General features: G+C 34.9%; 15 protein-coding genes. 12 read left to right on the top strand and 3 right to left on the bottom strand.

The window, feature by feature from the left end:
• Positions 1 to 35: 35 nt before the first annotated feature.
• The 8 genes from KDN24_RS13705 to KDN24_RS13670 all read left to right on the top strand — a co-directional run bounded on the left by KDN24_RS13705 (position 36) and on the right by KDN24_RS13670 (position 10,307).
• On the top strand, positions 36 to 425 hold the full coding sequence (locus KDN24_RS13705) for a GntR family transcriptional regulator (RefSeq protein ID WP_409973707.1): 390 nt from the start codon (positions 36 to 38) through the stop codon (positions 423 to 425).
• Positions 418 to 1,323, top strand: coding sequence for an ABC transporter ATP-binding protein (locus tag KDN24_RS13700; protein WP_409973708.1), 906 nt, complete (start codon positions 418 to 420; stop codon positions 1,321 to 1,323). The genes KDN24_RS13705 and KDN24_RS13700 overlap by 8 nt, the downstream gene beginning before the upstream one ends.
• The gene (locus tag KDN24_RS13695; RefSeq protein ID WP_491348045.1) at positions 1,298 to 3,238 is read left to right on the top strand and encodes a DUF6449 domain-containing protein; all 1,941 of its coding nucleotides are present in this window, start codon (positions 1,298 to 1,300) and stop codon (positions 3,236 to 3,238) included. Before KDN24_RS13700 ends, KDN24_RS13695 begins: the two co-directional genes overlap by 26 nt.
• A 39-nt stretch (positions 3,239 to 3,277) precedes the next feature.
• On the top strand, positions 3,278 to 3,805 hold the full coding sequence (locus KDN24_RS13690) for an RNA polymerase sigma factor (protein WP_409973711.1): 528 nt from the start codon (positions 3,278 to 3,280) through the stop codon (positions 3,803 to 3,805).
• Between the two features lie 255 nt (positions 3,806 to 4,060).
• Positions 4,061 to 4,756 (top strand): CDP-diacylglycerol--serine O-phosphatidyltransferase, encoded by a 696-nt coding sequence (pssA, locus tag KDN24_RS13685; protein WP_409973712.1) that lies wholly within the window; start codon positions 4,061 to 4,063, stop codon positions 4,754 to 4,756.
• A gap of 268 nt (positions 4,757 to 5,024) precedes the next feature.
• A complete protein-coding gene (locus KDN24_RS13680; RefSeq protein ID WP_409973899.1) occupies positions 5,025 to 7,199 on the top strand; it encodes a sensor domain-containing protein in 2,175 nt (724 codons plus the stop codon).
• Positions 7,200 to 7,325: 126 nt separating this feature from the next.
• On the top strand, positions 7,326 to 9,296 hold the full coding sequence (locus KDN24_RS13675) for a methyl-accepting chemotaxis protein (RefSeq protein WP_409973713.1): 1,971 nt from the start codon (positions 7,326 to 7,328) through the stop codon (positions 9,294 to 9,296).
• A gap of 237 nt (positions 9,297 to 9,533) precedes the next feature.
• Positions 9,534 to 10,307 (top strand): MeeY/MeeF family manganese export membrane protein, encoded by a 774-nt coding sequence (locus KDN24_RS13670; protein WP_409973714.1) that lies wholly within the window; start codon positions 9,534 to 9,536, stop codon positions 10,305 to 10,307.
• 95 nt (positions 10,308 to 10,402) lie between these two features.
• Here KDN24_RS13670 and KDN24_RS13665 read toward each other — a convergent pair whose 3' ends face one another.
• On the bottom strand, positions 10,403 to 12,442 hold the full coding sequence (locus KDN24_RS13665; protein WP_409973715.1) for a molybdopterin oxidoreductase family protein: 2,040 nt from the start codon (positions 12,440 to 12,442) through the stop codon (positions 10,403 to 10,405).
• Positions 12,443 to 12,745: 303 nt separating this feature from the next.
• Here KDN24_RS13665 and fakB point away from each other — a divergent pair, with 303 nt between their 5' ends.
• Both fakB and KDN24_RS13655 read left to right on the top strand, forming a co-directional pair.
• Entirely contained in the window at positions 12,746 to 13,585 is an 840-nt protein-coding gene (gene fakB, locus KDN24_RS13660) for a fatty acid kinase binding subunit FakB (protein ID WP_409973716.1), read from the top strand.
• A 129-nt stretch (positions 13,586 to 13,714) separates the two neighbouring features.
• The gene (locus KDN24_RS13655) at positions 13,715 to 15,085 is read left to right on the top strand and encodes an MATE family efflux transporter (protein ID WP_491348044.1); all 1,371 of its coding nucleotides are present in this window, start codon (positions 13,715 to 13,717) and stop codon (positions 15,083 to 15,085) included.
• A gap of 75 nt (positions 15,086 to 15,160) precedes the next feature.
• Here the strand turns inward: KDN24_RS13655 and KDN24_RS13650 are convergent, their stop codons facing one another.
• Complete coding sequence (locus KDN24_RS13650) at positions 15,161 to 15,373, bottom strand: methionine aminopeptidase (protein ID WP_409973718.1); 213 nt, start codon at positions 15,371 to 15,373, stop codon at positions 15,161 to 15,163.
• A gap of 193 nt (positions 15,374 to 15,566) precedes the next feature.
• Here KDN24_RS13650 and KDN24_RS13645 point away from each other — a divergent pair, with 193 nt between their 5' ends.
• Positions 15,567 to 17,063: an amidase gene (locus tag KDN24_RS13645; RefSeq protein ID WP_409973719.1), complete on the top strand. Its 1,497-nt coding sequence runs from the start codon at positions 15,567 to 15,569 to the stop codon at positions 17,061 to 17,063.
• Positions 17,064 to 17,171: 108 nt separating this feature from the next.
• Here the strand turns inward: KDN24_RS13645 and KDN24_RS13640 are convergent, their stop codons facing one another.
• Positions 17,172 to 17,951 carry a S1C family serine protease gene (locus KDN24_RS13640; protein ID WP_409973720.1) on the bottom strand — a complete coding sequence of 260 codons (780 nt, stop codon included), beginning with the start codon at positions 17,949 to 17,951 and terminating at the stop codon, positions 17,172 to 17,174.
• Between the two features lie 175 nt (positions 17,952 to 18,126).
• On the opposite strand from KDN24_RS13640, the gene KDN24_RS13635 reads away from it, so the two are divergent.
• Entirely contained in the window at positions 18,127 to 19,293 is a 1,167-nt protein-coding gene (locus KDN24_RS13635; RefSeq protein ID WP_409973721.1) for a DUF4317 domain-containing protein, read from the top strand.
• Positions 19,294 to 19,324 lie beyond the last annotated feature (31 nt).

Here is a 19,324-nt window from a genome sequence, read left to right as displayed (position 1 = left end):
TAGTACACTATATACAGTTTGAAGGGAGGCAAAATATGTTTGAACTCGATATTAGGAGTCGAAAACCGATTTATGAGCAATTAGTTGAACGGTTAAAAGAACTCATTATTGCAGAAATATTGAAAACTGATGAACAGTTGCCTTCCGTACGAACACTTGCACAACAACTGACAATCAATCCGAATACAATTCAAAAGGCCTATCGGGAACTTGAAATACAAGGATACATATATTCTGTCAAAGGGAAGGGAAGTTTTGTTAGCCCTGTCATAATTGAAGAAAATACTGAAAAAATAACAAAAGTAAAAACCGATCTAAGAAAGTTGCTATCTGAAGCACTGTATTTAGGGATGACGGCTGACGAGCTATATTCATTAGTAAAAGAAATAGAAATAGAGGTCGGAGGAGGGGTGAATAGTGATTAAAGTTAGAAATCTCCGGAAAACATTTGAAGAGTTTGAAGCCATTGAAAACATTAATATTCAAATTAATAAAGGCTCGATCTACGGATTACTCGGCTCGAATGGTGCAGGAAAAACAACCTTATTGAAGCTTTTGTCCGGCATCTATGTTCAAGATGAAGGCATGGTGACGATTGATGAACAGCCAATATATGAAAATATGGCTATGAAAAAAAAGCTTATTTTCATTCAAGATACTCCCTATTTTCTCCCTCAATATACGGTTAAACAAATGGCTGCATTTTACGAAAGCTTATATCCAAGCTGGGATGAAGAAAGATATTTGGAATTAGTTGCGATATTTGACATGGATGTACATAAAAAGATACACCGATTTTCAAAGGGAATCCAAAGACAAGCAGCGTTTATATTGGCATTTTCAACGAAGCCAGAAGTGCTTATCCTTGATGAACCAATGGATGGGCTGGATCCGGTGATGAGAAAAAAAATCAAAAGCTTATTAATAGAAGATGTTGCTGAAAGGGAAATGACCGTATTGATCGCTTCACATAATCTTAAAGAGGTTGAAGATATTTGTGATTATGTAGGAATCATGCATAAAGGACGAATGGTCATCGAGAAAGATTTAGATGACCTTAAATCAGACACGCGTAAAGTTCAAGTAGCCTTTAAAAACGGGGCATCACTTCCAAAGGCTCTTTTTGAGAATACGAAAATTTTGCACGAAGAAAAACGTGGGAGTGTTTCTATCCTAATTGTTAGAGGAAAAGAAGCAGACATATGTGCAAATATAGAAGAACATAATCCTGTCATATTCGATATCCTACCGCTTACATTAGAAGAAATCTTTATTTACGAAATGGGGGATGTTGGTTATGCACTCGAAAATATCCTTGGTTAATAAAGAAATAGGGAAAATAATTTTTCGATCAGTTGGTTGGATTTCGATCATTTATTTTCTTGGCTTGTTTCTGGTATTTCCGTTAGAAATACTCAGGTCCACTTCGGAAGAGCATCGTGAATATATGTGGAGAGAAAATTTATTTCAATTTAATTTTGACTTTCAATTTATTTTATCGATTAGTATTCCAGTATTAATGGCAATCTTTCTATTTCGATTCTTACATGTGAAATCTTACAGTGATTTAATTCATAGTCTTCCAGTCAAAAGAGAAAGTGTTTTCCATCAATATACACTTATCGGTCTTGTGTTGCTTATTACTCCGATACTCGCGAATGCTTTAATTATCATTGCTTTATATAAACCGTTAAACTTAGCTGATTTTTTTACAGTTGGCGATATTTTCCAATGGTTAATGACTACTATTTTGTTTAACATCCTGATTTTCTTTGCTGGAGTATTTGTTGGCATGTTGTGTGGGATATCAGCTGCTCAAGGTGTGTTGACGTATATAGCTTTGCTATTACCGAGCGGCATGCTAGTATTGTTGATCTATAATCTCCCGTACTATTTATATGGCTTCCCAGAACAATATTTCATGCAGCGAAAGGTAGAAGTATTTTCACCTTTAGTCAGATTTTATTTTATTGCAGAACGGCCTTTAGAATTAGTTGAAATAATCGTTTATGTCCTCTTGTTGATAGCATTATATGGGTTATCATTATTTCTTTACAAAAATAGAAAGCTTGAAGCTGTGTCGCAGGCGCTTGTATTTCCAGTATTAAAGCCATTTTTTAAATACGGGACGACGTTCTGTACAATGCTATTAGGTGGCATGTATTTTGGCCAGATGGAACGTAATACAGCTTGGGTTATTGTTGGTTATCTATTTGGAGCCGTAATTGGATATTTTATTGCAGAAATGGTTTTGCAAAAATCATGGCGAATTATTATTCATATTAAAGGCTTACTCGTTTATTCAGGAATCATCGCTGTTTTAGCATTTCTCTTTCAGGTTGATTTTACATATTACGAAAAAACAGTACCACCTTTAAATGAAATTGAACGTGTACATCTTAGTAGCAATTACTATTTTTATAATGATAATGAAAATTCATTTTTCTTAAAAGAAGTGGAAAATATCGAATTAATTTCACGGCTTCAGAAGGAAATTATTGCGAATAAAAATAGTAATAAACGGAGCCCTAATAATGAAAATGCATTTTTCGTTTATGAATTGAAAAATGGGAAGAAGATTGTGCGCAATTACTTAATTGATAAAAAGGATTATGCTCATTTTTATAAATTCATCCATGAATCAGATGAATTCAAACAAACAACAAACCCTGTTCTACAAGTAAAAGCAGATCAGATTGAAAAAATGACGATTCATCCAAACGGTCCGATCTATAAAAGAACAGTCATCATCGATCCGAATGATTTACAAGAAGCCGTTTCTATTTTACAAGATGAAGTTTATTCAGCCACTTACGAAGATACACAAGATGAAAGAGATTCCTATTCTAATATAGTGATAGTCCAGAAGAATAAAAAAAATTTCTCATTAGATTGGCGAGTATCTTACAAAAAATTTGAAAGCTGGCTTACGAAAAAAGGTTTACTGGATGATGCAAGAATAAATGCCGAAGATATTACTTATGCCTATATCGCTAAAAGAGAGGATTTAGATCTTGATTACTCAAAAGGGAATGAAAATGTATTCGAACAAATGGAAACAAACGGAACATCAATTAAAATTACCGATAAAGCGAAGTTAAAAATGTGTCTCGAGAATGCAACAAGCCATTTAGATGGACCATATATCATTGGTTTTTATTATAAAGTAGATGGCTCAGTTGATATTAAAAGTTTTAACAGCAATCATGTTCCTGTGTTCGTTGAACAAGGCTTATAAACATAAATATTGAGTGGTAATGAGGAGGGAGGGGTTACAATGATGACTAGTTCATTAGATATAAGAATGAAGGAAATTTGTGAACAATACCAGAAGCGTCTTTTTCATGTTGCATACGGTATTACTAGAGATTATTATTTAGCTCAGGACATCGTCCAGGAAACGTTTATTAAGGCATATCAGAAGCTGGAAATGGTTGAAGACGAAGAAAAATTAGGTGCATGGTTATCAACGATAGCAACGAGAACTGCGATTGATTTTATTCGGAAAGAAAGCAGAGTTAATGAGCGGCTAGATAATTATATTGACATAGAAAAGACAAATGTGAAAATGAGTCAAAACGTTGAGCTAGAAGTTGAAATGAATTTTGTGCAAAATGAAATAACGAATTATATTAACGATCTTCCTTCTGACCAAAAGAGAGTATACGAATTGAAGAATGACTTCGGATTAAAGGAGAGAGAAATTGCTGATATTCTGATGATCAATCAGAATACAGTAAAAACGAGATTATATCGAATTCGCAAGCAACTAAGGGAAATGTTGTTAAATAAGGAATTAGCATGATGATGGAGAAGGCAAAGCAATCAAAAAAGAGCTAATACCTTCATGAAAGAATTAAAGGCGTTTATATAGAATAAAAAAGATTGTGCATCGGAATACAATCCGATGCCTTTTTATTATTTTTTTTGTGAATTTTATCCAAGCAATGTAATAAAATGATATAATCTTATTGTTTCGCATTTTTACTTGCTGAAATTTGTGTGAAATAATCTTATTTACATATGCTATGATTACATGAGAGGAGTGGACAGATATCGAATGCGAGTTAAAAAAATGATTCCCAATGCATTAACTTTAGGTAATTTATATTGTGGCTTTTTATCGATTGGATTTGCAGCAAACGGACAATTCAAAAATGCTGCTATTTTAATATTAATCGGAATGATGCTCGATAGTATGGACGGAAGAATGGCAAGAATGCTAAATGTAGATAGTACATTAGGGAAAGAACTTGATTCTTTGGCAGATATTGTAACATTTGGAGTTGCGCCTTCATTTTTGGTTTATTATACTTATTTCTTTCAATTTGGCTTATTAGGTTTAATTGTTGCCGGACTATTTCCTTTGTTTGGAGCTTATCGTTTAGCAAGATTTAATATTAGCTCTACAAAAACCTCATTAGATTATTTTGTTGGTGTTCCCATTACAGCGGCTGGGGGGATCTTAGCTATTCTCACTTTATTTGGCGATAAAATTCCTCATATCGTTACGACTGTTGTATTCACAGGAATGTGCTTTCTTATGGTAAGTAAAGTTCGGATTCCGAGCTTAAAGAAAGTCCCTCTCCCGAAATACGGGACAATTGTGACTATCTTTCTTGGAAGCCTGCTTTTCATTATTTACCAAAAGGGTACAAGTGGACAATTTCCGTACTTGATTTATATTGCGACACCACTTTATATAGCTTATTTAGCTTATCGATTTGTAAAAGGGAAAAGTAAAAAATCTGAGTAAAATTTGGACAGGTGATTAATAGTAAAAAAGAACTAAAGTCTTTTCGTGAAGGAGGGTAACACCTCTTCTTTTTTTTGATCTATTTTTAATGTAAATCCCTTTAGCAGTATGTTATTAAGGAAAAATCGACAAATTATTGTATCAAATGACAAATTATGATAAAAATATACTAAGTCACTGTAAATCTATTATTTTGAATTAAAAGATCCTTGAGTGTCCATTTTTTTGAAATTAGAAGCTAGTAAAAGGGTGATGACAATTGGATGGTATGTTTGAACAGAGTCGTGTTCAGCCATGGATTGATTCATTAGAAGAATTATTTAGAGATGGGCGTGCTACATATAATAATTTCTTGAAGCTTGAAAAAGATATCCAGCAAATTAGTACCTTTTTACAAGACTTCTCTAATCTAAGATATGCGTTAGATGTATCAGCCATCGTAGCTGTAACAGATGTAAAAGGCAAAATTATTTATGCTAATGATAAGTTTTGTGAGTTATCCAAATTTAGTCGAAAGGAACTATTAGGAAAGGATCATAGAATCCTCAATTCGGGTTTTCATAATAAACAGTTTTTTAGAAAAATGTGGGAAACGATTAATAATGGTGAGGTATGGGATGGGGAGGTGAAAAATAGAGCAAAGGACGGATCATACTATTGGGTCAAGACAACGATTGTTCCACTAAAGGATCAATTAGGGAAGCCACTTATGCATTTTGCTATTCGAACAGACATTTCGGAAGGAAAATTTGCTCAAGAACAATTACTAACAGCAATCCAGAATGACTTTCATCATGTCGTTAATTCCATGCATAATTTTATTTTTAAAATAATCAAAAATGAAGATGGAAAGTTTATTTATAAACTAAGTGACGGAAAACTAGCTCATCAACTAGGCTTAAATAACGAAAAAATGTATGATAAAAGTCCTGAAGAGATATTCCCGCCTGAGATGGCTGCAATTATCGAAAAAAATTTTAAAGAAGCTTTTCGTGGAGAGCCTGTTTCCTATCATTATACGTATAAAGGATTTCAGTTATTAACCTTTTTATCTCCAATATATCGTGATGGAAAGGTAATTGAAGTAATTGGAAATTCAAATGACGTTACCGAATTACAAAAAGCTCAAGATGAAATAGAATTTATGGCTTTTCACGATTTATTAACAAGTTTACCGAATAGAAGACAGTTTAGCTACGATTTAAATCACATTATTGAAATTTCCGCGTCAAAAAAACAAAATATTGCGGTTTTTTTCCTTGACTTAGATCGATTCAAGCAAATTAATGATTCTTTAGGACATACTATCGGAGATGATTTAATTAAAGAAGTGTCTATCATTCTTAAGAGAATTATTGGGGATAAAGCACAAATTTACCGATTTGCCGGAGATGAATTTGTACTAATATATCCAAACATTAATGAAAAAATAGTCATAAAATATGCGAAACAAATTTTAGCAGTTTTTGACCAATCGATCGCACTTCCTTCCAATCTACAAATCTATTCGACGTGTAGCATAGGAATTAGTATGTATCCAGATCATGGAAAGGACTATGAAACATTATTGAAAAATGCAGACGCAGCCATGTATGTTGCCAAAACATGCGGTCGTAATAATTATCGCATTTATCAGCATGAGATGAATGATTCGAAAGAAGAAATTATGCTGATTGAACATCACTTACGCAATGCAATTGAAAATAATGAATTAGAATTATATTTTCAACCTAAATTGAATTTAATGTCGAAAGAAATAAATGGAATGGAAGCGTTGCTCCGGTGGAATAGCCCGGTATTTGGACAAGTCCCTCCTGATAAATTTATACCAATTGCTGAGGAAACGGGACTGATCATCAAAATTGATCGATGGGTATTAGAACAAGCTTGTAGACAAAATAAAGAATGGAATGACACTACGTTTGTTTTACCATTAAGGGTAGCTGTTAATATTTCTCCATTGCATTTTCGTCTTCCTAATTTTGAAAATGTAGTAGAACAAGTATTGATGAAGACTGGGTTGAAGCCAGAATTATTGGAAATAGAAATTACGGAAAACAGTTTTATTGACCAAACTGATGAATGCATTCATTGTTTAAATCGACTACAAGAAATTGGTGTTTCTGTGGCCATCGATGATTTTGGCAAAGGCTATTCCTCCTTAAACTATTTAAGGAAATTTCCGATCAATGCATTGAAAATCGATCGCAGCTTTATTCATGAAGTATCAAAAAACAATGATGATATCGCAATTGTAAAAGCGATTACTTTTCTAGCACATGAGCTTAATCTAAAGGTAGTTGCAGAAGGGATAGAAACAAAGGAAGTCATTCAATTATTAGAGGACATTGGTTGTGATGAGATTCAAGGTTATTATGTGAGCAAACCTTTGCCAAAAAAAGAATTTGAATTAGTTTATCATCGTTTACTAGGCAGTAATTAAATTTCAACGTATGAAAGGAAACCAATCCGGGAATTTGGTTTCCTTAATGATCCCCTTCTCTTTATTTGATATAGGTATGGTGTGTGTTATTTTAAAATAGAAATTATTTAAAAGGGGAAAAGCAAAATGAATAGTCTCAAAACAAAACTATTAGTTGTCATCGTTCCGATCATTTGTATTGCTTTAATTTTAGTTGCGTATATTAATCAAAGTAAAGCGAAAGAGTTTTTGGAGGCAAACTTTGAAAGATATTCTTTAGCTAATTTAGAGAAAACGCAAGAGAAGCTAGATGATTCTTTTTCAATTCATATTGAAAGATTAAAAGGGTTTGCACAAAGCTCAGACGTAATAAGTGGGGACGAAAATGAACAGCAGGCATATTTAAATCGAATTTCGAAACAGTTTACAGAATATTCCGTTTTGTTAATTTCTGATGTTAATGGAAAAACCATTACTTCTGTGAATAAAGAAACAAATATTTCTGATCGAGAGTATTTTCAATCGATTAAGGCTGGGAATGATTTTGCTATTTCAGATCCAGTCGTAAGTAAAGTCGATAATTCGACAACAGTTGTTTTTGCTGTACCAATAAAAAACGCCAATGGTGAGATGTTAGGTGTTTTTGGGGGAACATTCCCAATTGATAGTTTACAGCAGCTCGTATCGGGAGTGAAAGTCGGAGAGACAGGGTATGCAATTTTGACAGCAAAAGATGGTTTGATTATCGAACATCCGAATGATGAACTAGTATTACAATCAACTATTAAAGATGTCAATATACCGGAATTGAATAAGGCGCATGAAGACGCGCAATCTGGAAAAGTTGGCATGATTCGTTATGAATATCAAAACGAAGAAAGATTTACGTTTTATAAACAGTTGAAGTCAAATGGTTGGAACTTGTTTATTATTGTTCCTATTGCTGAAGCGACGAGTGAGCTATCCTATTTGGCTAAGCTTTCCTTTGTCACAGCTGGTATTGTTTTAATATTTGCGATTATTATTATTATTATTTTTTCTTCAAGACTTGTTAAACCGCTCCAACGAATGAGCAGTTTAACTTCTGAAGTGGCCAAAGGGGATTTAACATTATCAGTTTCTCATAAAGGAAAAGATGAAATCGGTATTCTCGGACTTAATTTCAATACGATGATCTCGGGCATGCAGAGCATTTTAACCCAAATTAATTCGGTTTCAGAACATGTGAAACATTCATCTGAGACCCTTGTGAATTCTAGTGAGGAAACAAAGCAATCAGCAGAACAAGTCGCAATAGCAATTAACGAATTAGCAACTGGGACATCTGATATTGTTAACTCAGTCTCAAGTGTAACCGATAAAGTCCAGTATATGAGCCAAACACTTGGCGAATTAAGTAAATTTGCTAACGAAGTGAATAATAGCTCATTGCAAAGCAAAGAACTATCAGAGCAGGGCGAAATTTACGTTAATGAAGCGATTGCGTCCATTCGTGAGACGAATAATCAAATTCAAGAAACAGCTGAGATCATAAAGCTAGTCGATAAAAGGTCGACTGATATTGGAAATGTTGTTGAAATGATTAGTAGAATTACGGAACAGACAAATTTACTTGCCTTAAATGCTTCTATTGAAGCAGCAAGAGCAGGTGATGCAGGTAGAGGTTTTGCTATTGTTGCTGAGGAGGTTCGTAAACTTGCTCATGAGACTGGCAAATCAGCGGAACAAATTTCGAAAATGATCTCTGAAACTCAAGATGAAAGTCATCGAGCCGTGAAATCTATTGAACAAGGTTTACATGTAGCTGAAAATAGTATGGCTGCAGTGATTCAATCAGGTGAAGCATTTACAGACATTTCAAAAAATGTCAATACAACCTCGCAACAAGTTGAGAAAACGAATAGCTTAATACAAAATCTAGAAGAAATAAGCGTAAGTATATCAGAGAATATGGAGAGTATTTCGGCGGTCACTGAACAATCTTCAGCAAGTGCAGAAGAAGTAAGTGCTGCTTCAGAACAGCAAGCTGCTAGTGCTGTCCAAATCTCTAATGATGCTGTTGAGCTTTCGAAGTTAAGTGAGAACTTACAAGAAATGATGATGAAATTTAAAATTTAATAGACTATGAAGTGAATGTAGTAGCCTCATCCTCATTATTATAAGAGGATGAGGTTTTTTATAAGAAAGCTATTTTTTTAGCAAGGTATATTCACCTCTAAACTAGGGTAAGTTATAAATATTATGATAAAAAGGTTATCTTTCATCTACTTTCTAAGTAGCCAGATAGAAAATATCGCAGTATAATTATTTTTATGAAAAATACAATTAAGTGCGATAGCAAAAGGAGTCTTCTTTGTGGAATTACTTAATCATTTGTTAGACACATATGCCTCGTTTTTTGATTGGCAAATGTGGGTAGAGGTTTTATCAGATCCTGTCTCATGGGGATTTATAGGAACATTAGTTATATTGGAAGGACTATTATCTGCTGATAATGCTCTCGTATTGGCAGTAATGGTTAAACATCTTCCAGAAGACAAAAGGAAAAAGGCGTTAACCTACGGTTTGTTCGGTGCATATTTCTTTAGGTTTGTTTTTATCGGCCTTGGAATGATTTTAATAAAGTTTTGGTGGATTAAAGTTTTAGGTGCTGCTTATCTAGCCTGGATTGTCATTAAACACTTTTGGCTTGGTGAGGATGAAAATGATTCAGAAGGTGTAAAAAAAGAAGGCTGGTTAATTCGTACTTTTGGTGTATTCTGGGGGACGGTCATTTCAGTTGAGTTAATGGACTTGGCATTTTCAGTTGATAGTATATTAGCGGCTTTTGCGGTATCTGAGAAAGTGTGGATATTATTAATTGGTGGTATGCTCGGAATTTTAATGATGCGTACCGTTGCAAAATTATTCCTCGTGTTAATTGATAAAGTACCAGAGCTCGAAAATACTGCCTTTATATTAATTGCCATTATTGCGGCAAAAATGTTTGCCAGTGTGTTTGGATTTGAATTAGATCATATGATTTTCTTTGCCATTCTTATTTTAGCTTTCGCTAGTACATTTATTATCCATTTTATGAACAAGCGAAAAAATAAGCAAGATGATATTTCACCAGAGCGAGGAAAATAAAAAGAATTTAAAAAACGAAGAAAAGAGGTTCATTCATATTAAAGTATTCTTTTGTAAGGCCATTTTAATATGAACAACCTCTTTTTAATGTGTAATTATCTTTTTTCTACATGAACACGGCCCGAAAAGAAGGTTGCTCCTCCCCCCATATCAGAGAGGCGGTCTGGTGTTAGAGAATTTACTAGTTGTTTCGTTTGCTTCGTATTTGACCATAGTCCTTGACTAACGACAACACTTGGTAAGACTGTATTCCCAATAACAGCAGTAAGCTCACATTCCCCTCGTTCATTCCAAACTCTAACTTTATCTCCATTTTCGATTTGAAGATTTGCTGCATCTTGTTCATTCATAAATAATTTTGGCTCTTTTTCAAGCATCATATGTTTTTCAATATTGGCAAAAGTTGAGTTTAAAAAGTTATGATTTGGTCCAGGTATAAATATGAAAGGTAAATCACTTTCAGACTTTAGTGGAAGATAGGTTGGTAATGGTGGATATCCATTCGCTTCCATTTTTTTAGAATACAGTTCGATTTTTCCGCTTGGAGTTGGTAGTTTCCCAGGGAGTAACGGCTTCAATTTCGCTTTCATAAACTGTTTTTCCACTAATTTTTCATAAGTTATGCCTTCAATATAAGGGTTAGACGGGTTATCAAGACATTGAGCTATCATTTCAGCTTCAGAATCATCGAAGATAGCTTCATGAAAGCCCATCTCCTTAGCTAATAAACGAAATACATCAACATTTGATTTCGACTCACCGTAAGGTTCAATAACTGGCTGCTGAATTTGGATATAGTGATGCCAGTAAGATGTATAAAAATCTGTATTTTCATAAGAAGAAGTGGCAGGTAGAATAATATCAGCATATTTCGCCGTTTCTGTAAAAAATAAATCATGGACGACAAGAAATAAATCCTCTTTCAAAAGCCCTTCTCTAACTTTATTCCCATCAGGCGCACTGATAGCAGGATTGCTGTTAAATACAAATAAAGATTTCACTGGAACATCTAGATTAAGTAATGCTTGACCAAGCAAATTCATATTAATGACGCGTGTTTCCTTGTTATTTAATATATCTGGTCTTTGAAGTTTCTCTTCATTAAATGAGAGAAAGCTAGAATTTGCTTTATTGGCACCGCCGCCTTTAATTAACCATTGGCCAGTTAGCGCAGGGAGACAAGAAATAGCTCGAGTATTCATGCCACCATTGTCGTGGTGCTGCAGTCCATTTCCTATCCGAATAAAGGCAGGACTTATTTCCCCATACATACGAGCAAGTTTATAAATATGTTCGACTGGCACTCCTGTAATTTCAGAAACGGTGGTTGGATCATATTGGACGACATGCTTACGTAATTCCTCATGTCCTACAGTGTATTGTTGTAAAAATTGTGAGTTAATCATATTTTCAGCAAATAATATATGCATCAATCCAAGAGCAAGCGCTCCATCAGTTCCTGGTAAAATGGGAATAAACCAATCTGCTAGTTTTCCAGTTTGATTTTTATGAACATCAATGACAATAATTTTTGCCCCGTTTTTTCTAGCCTTTTGTGCGAATGCGATTTGATGCATATTTGTACTTGCGGCATTAATGCCCCATAGAATAATGAGTTTTGCATGAACTGTATCTTCTGGATCGGTTCCTAAATTGCCTCCCATTGTAAATTTATATCCAGTCGTTCCAGCGGCCTGACAGATTGTTTCATCAAGCTTTGAGGCTCCCAGACGATGAAAGAAGCGCTGATTCATGCCGGCTGCATTCAAATTGCCCATATTCCCATAAAAATGGTATGGGAGAATACTTTCAGGTCCATCACTCTCAATAAGTTTTTTCCAATTGTCAGTAATGGTTTTTATCGCTTCTTCCCAGCTAATACGTTCAAATTTTCCTTCACCCTTTTGTCCAATTCTTCTCATCGGATATTGAAGCCGATTTTGGTCATAAAGACGCTCTGTCATATTTCTCACTTTATTACAAATATGTCCTTGAGTGACAGGATGATTCGGATCACCTTCAACTTTAACGATCTTTCCGTTTTCTTTATGAAGAAGGAGACCACATTGATCAGGGCAATCAAGAGAGCATACAGATGGGAAGATCCCATTTCTTTCTTTTAAATATGAGTGCATAAAAAGTCTCCTTTCGCTGTCTTTACATTAACAGTAAAGTTATAAGTCGAAGATAATAACGTAATGAAAGATATTACTATAATAAGATAGTTTGAGTGGGTGCGCAATAAGGGGAGCTCTTTTCGATAATATATGTTAAAATTATGAAGATCATGTCGATTTTTCAGTGTTTATTGTAGAATAAGTGTATAGGGGATGTGGGGAAATGATGATTAACTTTTTTTTATTACGATTGGACCTCTTTCCCTGTTTTTAATGATATGAACAATATTAGTTTGTAAAGCCATAAAAGGACGTGACATTTTGAAAAAAATAAAAATAGTTACCGATTCAACCGTTGACCTTTCAAAACAAGAGCTAGAGAAGTATAATATCGAGATTGTTCCGTTAACCATTCAAATTAGTGGCAAATCTTATGTGGATGGAGTAGATATTACACCGAGTGAATTTATCAAGATGATGAATTTGTCAGAAGAATTGCCTAAGAGCTCGCAGCCTTCAGCAGGCGTTTTTTTGGAAGTATTTAACCGTCTAGGTGAGGATGGCTCAGAAATATTGTCGATTCATCTTACAAAGGAATTGAGTGGAACTGTCCAAACTGCTACATCCGCTGCGAAAATGTCCAATTCGAATGTTACCGTTGTTGATTCGGGTTTTATTTCAAAAGGTCTCGCTTTTCAAGTTTTAGAAGCCGCAAAAATGGCGCAAGAAGGCAATTCGATGCAGGAAATCTTAACAAGGTTGGACGGAATTCGAAATCAGACAAAATTATTCATTGTAGTGGATACACTAGAAAACTTAATTAAAGGCGGCAGAATTGGAAGAGGGACAGGATTAATTGGCTCATTATTAAAAATAAAGCCAATCGCATCACTTGATGATGGAATTTACACACCAGTAGCTAAAGTTAGGAGTCATGCACAAGCTGTTAAATTTCTTGCAAAACAGTTTGCTGAAGACACAATGGGAAAAACGATTAAAGCTGTCGGTTTGACACATGCAGGTGGAATGGGACTTGCTACACAATTAAAAGCTGCTATCAGCGATATTTACCATGATTTTGAAATTGAGTATACGACCCCAATCGTCAGTACACATACTGGTGTTGGAGCTATTGGTTTTACGTATTATACAGAGGATTAGTCTGGGAACTTTTTATCGTTTTCAGGCTTCTTTTTTATATGTAAAAATTGCGGATAACATCCATGTTTTTTACAATAATGAATACATATTTGATATGATAGTAGGATATTACAACAAGGAGTTATCATTATGTATCAAACTTTTACACTAAAGGAGAAAACAAAGCAAACCTTCATATTATTAATTCCAATATTAATTACCCAGCTTGGAATGTTTTCAATGGTATTTTTTAATACGGTTATGTCAGGTAAATATCATTCATCTGATCTAGCGGGTGTAGCGATAGGTTCGTCCGTTTGGAGTCCGATCTTTACTGGCTTAAGCGGCATCCTCCTAGCCGTTTCACCGATTGCTGCACAAAGATTTGGAGAAAAGAAGGATAAAGAAGTTGCGTCTATTGTTAAAAACGGTATTCTACTCGCCATATTAATTGGATTAATTGTTATTCTATTAGGGTTTTTCTTTTTAAACCCATTATTAGAGAAGATGAATTTACCAGCGAGTGTTCAGCAAACAGCCCATGATTATTTAGTAGGGCTTAGCCTTGGAATTATTCCATTATTCATTTTTAATGTGCTCCGATCTTTTATTTATGCATTAGGTAAAACACGTGTCGTGATGGTTATATTGTTATCATCTTTGCCATTTAACTTCTTTTTGAATTATGTCCTTATTTTTGGGAATTTTGGTTTTCCTGAGCTTGGTGGTGCAGGTGCAGGGTTCGCGACCTCGCTCACTTATTGGTTAATTGTTGGAATGACGGCATTCATCGTAAAAAAACAAGAACCATATGCCCAATTTGAAGTATTTAAAAATTTTATTGATTTTTCAGTTGAAAAGTGTAAAGAAATATTGAAAATTGGTGTTCCCATGGGACTATCTACCTTTTTTGAAACGAGTATGTTTGCAGTTGTCACTATTTTACTCAGCAAGTTTAATGTAACAACGATAGCTTCCTATCAATCTGCATTAAATATCGTTTCATTCCTTTATATGATCCCCATTAGTATATCAATGGCTCAAACGGTTTTAGTCGGCTATGAGGTAGGTGCGAAACGTTACAGGGATGCGAGAGATTACAGTTGGTTAGGTATTTATTTGTCCATTTTCATTGCCTTAATTACGGGGCTATTAGTTGTATTATTCCGATATGAAGTTGCTGGCATATACTCTAATGAGGTAGAGGTTATTAACTTAACGGCTCATTTCTTAATTTATGCATTGTTCTTCCAATTAGCTGATGCACTACAAGCAACTGCACAAGCGGCATTAAGAGGATATAAGGATGTAAATATTTCATTTGTCATGACGCTTATAGCATATTGGCTTATTTGTTTGCCAGTCGGTTATGGGTTAGCGAACTTTACAAAGATGGGTGCAACAGGCTATTGGATTGGCTTAACAATCGGATTACTTGCGGCAGGGATTTGTTTATCAGGTCGTCTTTTATATATTCAAAAGAAAAAGTTCGTTCATCTAGTTAGTGAGGAAAGTGCTTGATAAAGTAAAAATGAAAAATTTTAGTTAAATTTGATTAAAAATAACTGTCTATTTCATGTGGACAGTCATTTTTAATTACTCTACTTGTTCGTTATCCCAATCAGTGAAAAGGCCGCTACCATTACAGCCGGGACAATCGAGGTTCCCGTAAAAGGCATATTCAGTTGCAGGATAAGTTAAAAATCCCCGTCCATAGCAATCAGGACACTTATTTTCTTCTCTCATTTTGGCAACTTTGCTTTCATAACGAGTTGTTCTCCATTCATTAAATGCGTTTAATAAGCCCATAATGTACACCTCTAGCTTTTTTCTTTATCATTTGAAAAATAATGAATTTTTATACATCTATTTTTCAAAAATCAAAAGGTCTTTAGTTTTCTGAGTTGACTTTTATAAAGGAAGAATCCATGAATAGGCAGAATATAAGTATATGAAGCAAAAATTATTGCCAAATGACGATTCTTTGTAGGGGGGGAGAGTATTGTCGGGTTACAATTATCAAGATTTTGATGGGCTAGGACTTGCCCAATTGGTGAAATCGAAAGAGGTTCATCCACTTGAATTAGTAGAAGCGGCAATTAAAATAATCGAATTACATAACCCAAATATAAATGCTGTGATACATAAAATGTATGAAAAAGCGAAAAAAGCGGCAGAGGGAGATCTAACGGGTTTATTTGCAGGAGTACCAATACTTTTGAAGGATATGTCACAGGAAATTAAAGGAGAACCCATTACATCTGGATCAAATGCATTGAAAAAGTATCGGGCAGAAAAAGATTCTGAATATGTTAGTAGGTTAAGAAATGCTGGAGCTGTTTTTCTTGGACAGACGAATGTACCAGAATTCGCCTTATTAGCAGTAACGGAGCCTGCCCATTTTGGTGCAACACGAAATCCATGGAATTTAGAATATACACCCGGCGGTTCAAGTGGAGGAGCAGGGGCAGCAGTTGCTTCAGGAATGGTACCGATTGCAGGAGCAAATGATGGTGGAGGATCGATAAGAATTCCTGCCGCATATTGTGGGTTATTCGGTTTAAAGCCAACAAGAGGGAGAACTTCAATTGGGCCAAAATATGGGAGAAGCTGGCAGGGAGCCTCTGTGGAGCATGTAATCACCAGGTCAGTTAGGGATAGTGCTGCAATGTTAGATGTTCTTTCTAGTTATGAAAAAGCTGCTGCATTTCATACTCCTTCGTTTAATGGTAGTTACTTGAAAGCAGTCAATAGCCCAATTGACAAAAAGCGAATTGCCTTTTCGTTTCAATCACCGATCGGGACAGAAGTTCATGAACAATGTAAGGCAGCAGTGTTGAAAACTGCAAGCCTGCTCGAGTCAATGGGGCACATTGTAGAAGAAAAAGAACCTGCAGTAAATGGATATAAATTAGCGAAAAGCTATTTAACGATGTATTTTGGTGAGACAGCTGCTGCCATCTCCTCTTTAGAAGAAGTGCTTGGTAGAAAAGCAAAGATGAATGATGTTGAAGCAACAACTTGGCTGTTGGGGTTGCTAGGAAAAGCTACGTCTGCGGAAGAATTTGTCCTCAGCTTAAGGGAATGGGATATAGCAGCCTATCAAATGGAAGTTTTCCATGAAAGCTATGATTTCTATATAACGCCAACAACCGCATTTCCACCAGCAAAAATTGGGGAACTTGAGCCTTCATCCTCTGAAAAAAGGCTAATCAGTTTAGTTGGGAGCCTAGGACTTGGAGGATTGTTAAAAAAAGTAGGAATTGTTGACCAGATTGCGCAGAAAAACTTAATGAGAACGCCATTTACTCAGCTTGCCAATTTAACAGGCCAGCCAGCAATGACACTCCCACTTCACGAAACGGATGATGGCCTGCCAATTGGTGTCCAAGTTCATGCAGCAAAAGGAAGAGAAGACCTCCTATTGCAGTTAGCTGGATCGCTCGAACAGACAGATCATTGGTTAAATATTAAAAGAAATCCACTCTTTTTTAGTTAATTATTTTTGACACATAAGTCCCCACTGAATGAATTTGAAAACTAATTTATTCAGTGAGGACTTAGTACATTGTACAAAAAAAGCTGAACAAAACAGCTCCCTTTGAGTCTATTGTTTATTTTCATATTGCGCTAATTTTTCTAAGACTTGTTCAATCGGGATTGCTATTCCTGCCTGATCATTCGTTGAAATGGCATAAACAACCCCTATTACTTGCCCAGCTTGATTAATAATAGGACTTCCGCTGTTTCCTTTATAGATTGGTGATGATAGTCGAATAACTCCATTTTTCTTAGAGCCTTCCAAAATCTCACCTTCATTAGCAATTTGATTATGTAACAACGGATTGCCAATGACAACTATATGATCTCCCACCTGCCAAATATCTGGAGCGCTTAAAGGGAGAAATGGCAATTTTTCTCCTTGAATTTTTAAAAACGCTAAATCAATTTCGGGATCCATCTGAATGATTGAAGCTTTATAGATTTTCCCATTAGGGAAGGTAATTGTAATCGGGTGCATGTTTTCGACAACATGCTTATTCGTAATAATGACACCATTTTCTGATATATTGAAGCCAGTTCCCTTCGAATATTGATCTTGAATGGTAACGACTGCCTCTTTATATTTTAGGATATTCTCTTGCTCTGAAAGCTCAGCTGACTTTTGTAAAAATTTGATAGAAGAAAGATTGAAAATTTGCGGCCAAATTTGAATTATACTAATAAACATTGCAAAAACAAGCCAAATCGCTATAACTTTTCTTATAAAAGCTCTGCGCTCACTTTGTTTTTCTTGTAAAATCCGATCATCTTCATTAGGCAAAAAATCTTCTAAAGATGGTTCATCAAAATGATCTTCATTTTCCTTATCTTCATGCTGATACAAATGAAAACCTCCACTTCAAAAAGCTTCACTTTATAAACTTACTATACTATTGTTAAGAAAAATGTACCAGATCAGATGATAACGATAGATGAATTACTTTTTCTCATATTCCTTAAAATGAAAAGATTGCTTATAATTAATAGAATATGAAAACATCTTAGGAGTTGGACTTTAAATGAACAAAAAAGACGTATCAAGCATTCGTAATCAATTCAAACTTAATAATGATTTAATGAAAATCAATGAAATCTTTAATGTTTATATAAGGAAGGAAAGCAGTGAAATATATCATGAGGAATGTCAACCCTTCCCAATGTTAGATCAGGAACAGCAAGAGCTATTCATGAGTAACTTCAAAAAGGTATTAACAGGTCAGCTCGATATTAAACTCTTTGAAGTAAAGTTTCAACAAGAAGCGGAAGAAAGTAGTCAGCTAATTCTTCATAAAGGATTGCAAACAGATGATGTCGAAGAATGGAAAGAACAAATGCTGTTAATCGTTGAAAAAATGTTTAAAGATATTCAATATGAGATGGATATAGTGGTCACCTTTATACGTGGGCAATATTTTAAACCGACGAAAAGAAGCAATATGGAATCGGAGGAAAGTAATCGTGATGAAGTGTATGCACACTCCTTCATTCTTTGTAGCATTAATAAAACGGAACAGCCTCAAAAAACGTTATTATTCGATTTCGTTGAAAGAGAATTTAAATCAAATATTGTGGTAGATTCCATTATTAATCTTACATCTCCAATAGGAGGATTTCTGTTCCCAAGTTTCACAGATTATGCAGCAGATGTAAATCATATTTTATACTCAGCGGGGAAAGCAAATCAACCTGATCTCCATTTTATCGAGAATGTTTTGAATGGGTCTGGTGTTATGACTGCTCAAGAAGATAAAGCTGTCTTTGAAGAAATCGTTAAAGAAGTGGTTGGAGATCAAGTGGATTCTTCCACTTTGGCTAATGTATATGAAGAAATTAATCGAATAATCGTAGAAGAAGAGGAAGATACCCCTAAACTTGATTATAAAGATGTAGAGCGAGTTTTAAAAGTGAGTGGGGTCGAAGATGTTGATGTCGATAAGGTAGAGATGGCCTTTCAAAAGGTTATAGATGACGAGAAGTATGAGCTGAAAGCCAGCAGTATTATTCCAAACTATAATACGAAATCAATCAAAATAAATACGAAAGTAGCAAATATTTCGATTAGCCCACAAGATTTACAATATGTTAGACAAGTTAACTTTAATGGGAAGCGTTGCTTATTAATCGAGGTTGACGAGGATACTGTAATTGATGGGTTTAAATTAATTCCAGAAACATTGTTGAACTGAGAGAATACCCATTTACTAGTTGTTGGAGGTG

Source organism: Cytobacillus sp. Bva_UNVM-123 (genome assembly GCF_046351715.2).
GTDB lineage: Bacteria > Bacillota > Bacilli > Bacillales > Cytobacillaceae > Cytobacillus.
Note: the sequence above shows the minus strand (reverse complement) of the source record. Positions and strands in the feature narration are given on the sequence as shown.